Source organism: Streptomyces sp. NPDC060198 (assembly GCF_042728415.1).
In the GTDB taxonomy this organism is placed as follows: Bacteria; Actinomycetota; Actinomycetes; order Streptomycetales; family Streptomycetaceae; genus Streptomyces.
The window spans coordinates 1-3,797 of record NZ_JBHWZJ010000527.1 but is presented as its reverse complement, the minus strand read 5'-3'; the positions used below and the strand labels follow the sequence as shown (position 1 = coordinate 3,797).

4 protein-coding genes are annotated in these 3,797 nt (G+C 73.8%); all 4 read left to right on the top strand.

The window, feature by feature from the left end:
- A partial coding sequence (locus ACFWEP_RS32835) for an ABC transporter permease (protein WP_387375681.1) occupies positions 1 to 838 on the top strand: 838 nt, incomplete at its 5' end.
- Positions 835 to 2,700, top strand: a complete 1,866-nt coding sequence (locus ACFWEP_RS32830; RefSeq protein WP_387375679.1) for a dipeptide ABC transporter ATP-binding protein — start codon at positions 835 to 837, stop codon at positions 2,698 to 2,700. The genes ACFWEP_RS32835 and ACFWEP_RS32830, both read left to right, overlap by 4 nt.
- Positions 2,697 to 3,473, top strand: a complete 777-nt coding sequence (locus ACFWEP_RS32825) for a thioesterase II family protein (protein ID WP_387375677.1) — start codon at positions 2,697 to 2,699, stop codon at positions 3,471 to 3,473. Before ACFWEP_RS32830 ends, ACFWEP_RS32825 begins: the two co-directional genes overlap by 4 nt.
- A gap of 79 nt (positions 3,474 to 3,552) precedes the next feature.
- Positions 3,553 to 3,797: ATP-binding protein (locus ACFWEP_RS32820; protein WP_387375675.1), on the top strand; the 245-nt coding region annotated here is incomplete at its 3' end.

Sequence of the window (3,797 nt, the reverse complement as noted above, 5' to 3'; positions counted from 1 at the left end):
GACCCGGCGGCGACGGGCCGGAGCGTTTGCTTCCGTTCCGCCGACCGTGGTGGTGGCGGGCGCCCTGCTGCTGCTCGTCGTGCTGGTGGCGGTGGCACCCGGGCTGTTCACCGACACCCCGCCCTCCGCGATCGATCCGCTCGACGCTCTGAAGGCGCCGAGTTCCGCGCACTGGCTGGGGACAGACCAGCTGGGCCGGGATCTGTTCTCGCGCATCCTGCACGGCGCCCGGCCGTCCCTGCTGCTGGGCTTCGGCTCGACGCTCATCGCAGTGGCCGGAGGTGCCGTGCTCGGTCTGGCGGCGGCACTGGGCGGCCGGGCGGCCGACGGAATCCTGATGCGGCTGGCGGACATCCTGCTGGCCTTGCCCGGGCTCCTGCTCGCGCTGCTGGTGGTGACCGTGCTGGGCACCGGCACGGTCAACGTCATGCTGGCCATCGGCATCGCCTTCGTCCCCGGCTACGCCCGGCTCGTCCGCGCGGAGGCCCTGGTGGTCCGCGGCTCCGGTTACGTCGAGTCGGCCGTCGCGCTCGGCCTGCAGCGCCGGCAGATCGTGCTGCGGCACATCCTGCCGAACGCCCTGGCGCCCCTGCTGACCCTGGCGACGGTGGGGTTCGGCACCGCGCTGATCTCCGCCTCCGGGCTCAGCTTCCTCGGTCTCGGACCCGCCGCCCCCTCGCCCGAATGGGGGGCGTTGCTCTCCGCCGGGCGCGACTTCCTCCAGACGGCCTGGTGGATCGGCGTGTTCCCCGGCGCGGCCGTCACGACGACGGTGATCGCCGTCAACGTGGTCGGCCGTTACGCCCAGCAGCGCTTCACCCGGAGGTCCGCCCGATGAACGCCACCGTGTCGCCCCTGCTGACCGTCGAAGGGCTGGACGTCACCTTCCGCCGCGACGGGGAGGTGCGCGCTGTCCGTGACGTGTCCCTCACGCTGGACCGGGGCGAATGCCTCGCCGTGGTCGGGGAGTCGGGCTCCGGCAAGAGCGTGACCGCCCGCACCCTGCTCGGACTGACGGGGAACCACGCCTCGGTATCCGCCCGGCGGCTCGAATTCGACGGCATCGACCTCACCGCCCTCTCCGAACGCCAGTGGCGCACCGTGCGGGGGCGCCGCATCGGGCTGGTGCTCCAGGACGCGCTGGTCTCGCTCGACCCGCTGCGCACGGTGGGTGCGGAAGTGGCCGAGACGCTGCGCGAACACTCCCTCGCCGCGGGGCCCGGGGTGCGGGAGCGGACGCTCGCGCTGCTGTCCGAGGCGGGCATCCCCGACCCGGAGCGGCGGGCGGCGGAGTATCCGCACCAGTTGTCCGGCGGACTGCGCCAGCGCGCCCTGATCGCCTCCGCGCTGTCCGGCGCCCCGGAGCTGCTGGTGGCGGACGAGCCGACGACGGCGCTGGACGTGACGGTGCAGGCCCAGGTGCTGGATCTGCTGGGGCGGCTGGTCGGGGAGGGGACCGCGCTCCTGCTGATCAGCCACGACCTGTCGGTGGTGGCCAGGCTCGCGGACCGGGTCGCCGTGATGTACGGCGGTCTGGTGGTCGAGCAGGGGCGGGCCGCCGACGTCCTGAGTGATCCCCGGCACCCCTACACCCGGGCCCTGCTCGCGGCGGTGCCGACGACCCGTTCCAAAGGGCGCGCGCTCTCCGTGGCCCCCGCCGCCCGGCCCGCCGCCGGTCCGGGCGGCTGCCCGTACGCGGCACGCTGCTTCTCGGCGGACGACCTGTGCCGTACGGAGCTCCCGGCGGCGACGGTGGACGGGGACGGGCACCTGACGCTCTGCCGCCACCCCGGCGGTGAGGTCCCGCTCGCGGCACCGGACGCCTCGCGGCCCCGGACGGAGGGGACGGCGGTCGCGGTGCCCCGGGACGAGCCGGCCGGGGGCACGGGACCGGCGCTGCTGGAGGTGGCGGGCGTCTCCAAGAGTTTCCGGGCGCCCGGCGGCGGCTCCTGGACCGCGGTGCGCGACGTCTCCTTCCGCATCGGCGCCGGCGAGACCCTGGGGCTGGTCGGCGAGTCGGGCTCCGGCAAGACGACGACGGCCCGCATCGTGCTGGGTCTGGTGGAGCCGGACGAGGGCTCCGTACGGTTCGAGGGGGAGCCCTGGAGCGGCCTGCCCGAACGGGCCCGCCGCGAGCGGCGGCGCCACCTCCAGGTGGTGCACCAGGACCCGCTCGGCTCCTTCGACCCCCGGCACACGGTGCGGCGCATCGTCGCCGAGGCCGCTGCCAGGGCGGGGGTACCTCGTGGCCGGGACAGGAACGCGCGAGTCCTCGAACTCCTCGGCCAGGTGGGCCTGTCTTCGGCCGTCGCGGACAGGAGACCGCTCCAGCTCTCCGGCGGACAGCGTCAACGTGTCGCCATCGCAAGGGCGTTGGCCACCGAGCCCCGGCTGATCGTCTGCGACGAGCCGGTGTCCGCGCTGGACGTCTCGATCCAAGCACAGGTACTCGATCTGCTGGCGGAACTCCAGCGGGAACTGGGCCTCGCCCTGTTGTTCATCTCGCACGATCTCGGTGTCGTCCACCACGTGAGCGACCGGGTGATCGTGATGAAGGACGGAGAGCTGGTCGAGTCGGGACACGTGGAACAGATCTTCGACCACCCCGCCCACCCGTACACCCGCGAACTGCTCGCCGCGCTGCCCCGGCCCGTCCGGGACCACGAGGCCGACCGCGACCAGGAAGAGGTACGGGCATGACGACCGGGCTCGACACGGAACTCTGGATCCGGCGCTTCCACCCCTCCCCCGAGGCCACTGCCCGGCTGGTGTGCTTCCCGCACGCCGGGGGCTCCGCGGGCTTCTGGTTCGCGCTCTCCGCCCGGCTCCACCCGAAGGTGGAGGTGCTGGCCGTGCAGTACCCGGGGCGCCAGGAGCGCAGGGCGGAGCCGCCGGCCGAGGACATCGGCAGCCTGGCGGACGCGCTCGCCGGGGTCCTGGAGCCCTGGTGGGACGCGCCGCCCGCGTTCCTCGGGCACAGCATGGGCGCGGTGGTGGCGTACGAGACGGCCCGCCGGCTGGCGGCCGCCACCGGGGCGGGGCCCGCCGCGCTCTTCGTCTCCGGGCGCCGCGCCCCGTCCACCCACCGCGAGGAGACACTCCATCTCGCGGACGACGGTGCCCTGTTGGCGGAGATCGTCCGCCAGGGCGGCACCCCGGCCGCCCTGTTGGAGGAGCCGGAGCTGGTGGAGATGTTCCTGCCCGCACTGCGCGGCGACTACCGGGCGATCGAACGCTACCGGCACCGCCCCGGCCCCCTCCTCGGCACCCCGGTCACCGTGCTGACCGGCAGCGAGGACCCCAAGGTGACACCCGAGGAGGCACGCGCCTGGCAGGAGCACACCACCGGCGCCACGGAGGTCCTGACCTTCACCGGCGGTCACTTCTTCCCCCTCCGGCACCAGGACCGGATCGGGGCGTTGATCGAGGGACGGCTGCTGCCGGGGGCCGCGCCGCCGCAGCCCCGGCCCTGACGTGCTCGCCGGCCCCCACCGAAGAGCAGATGTCCGAAATTCGCGCGACGCGCCGCGCCGCCGAGATGTGGAGCTTGTTGTGGTTTTTGTCGAGCGTGAGAACCAGTTGACGCGACTTCGAGAGCTGCTGGCCGACTGTCTCGGCGGACGCGGGAGCGTCGTCGCCGTCAGTGGTCCGGTGGCGGCCGGAAAGACCGAACTGCTCCACGTATTCGGCGAGATCGCGGCCGGCGAAGGCGCGGTGGTGCTGCACGCGGTGGCCAGGTGCTCCGAACAGGACGTGCCGCTGGGTGTCGTCGGCCAGCTCTTCGGGCGCGAACACTT

What these genes read in the sequence shown, in the direction of transcription:
- ACFWEP_RS32830 (WP_387375679.1), top strand. Translation starts at nt 835, where the DNA reads ATGAACGCCACCGTGTCGCCCCTGCTGACCGTCGAAGGGCTGGACGTC.
- ACFWEP_RS32825 (WP_387375677.1), top strand. Translation starts at nt 2,697, where the DNA reads ATGACGACCGGGCTCGACACGGAACTCTGGATCCGGCGCTTCCACCCC.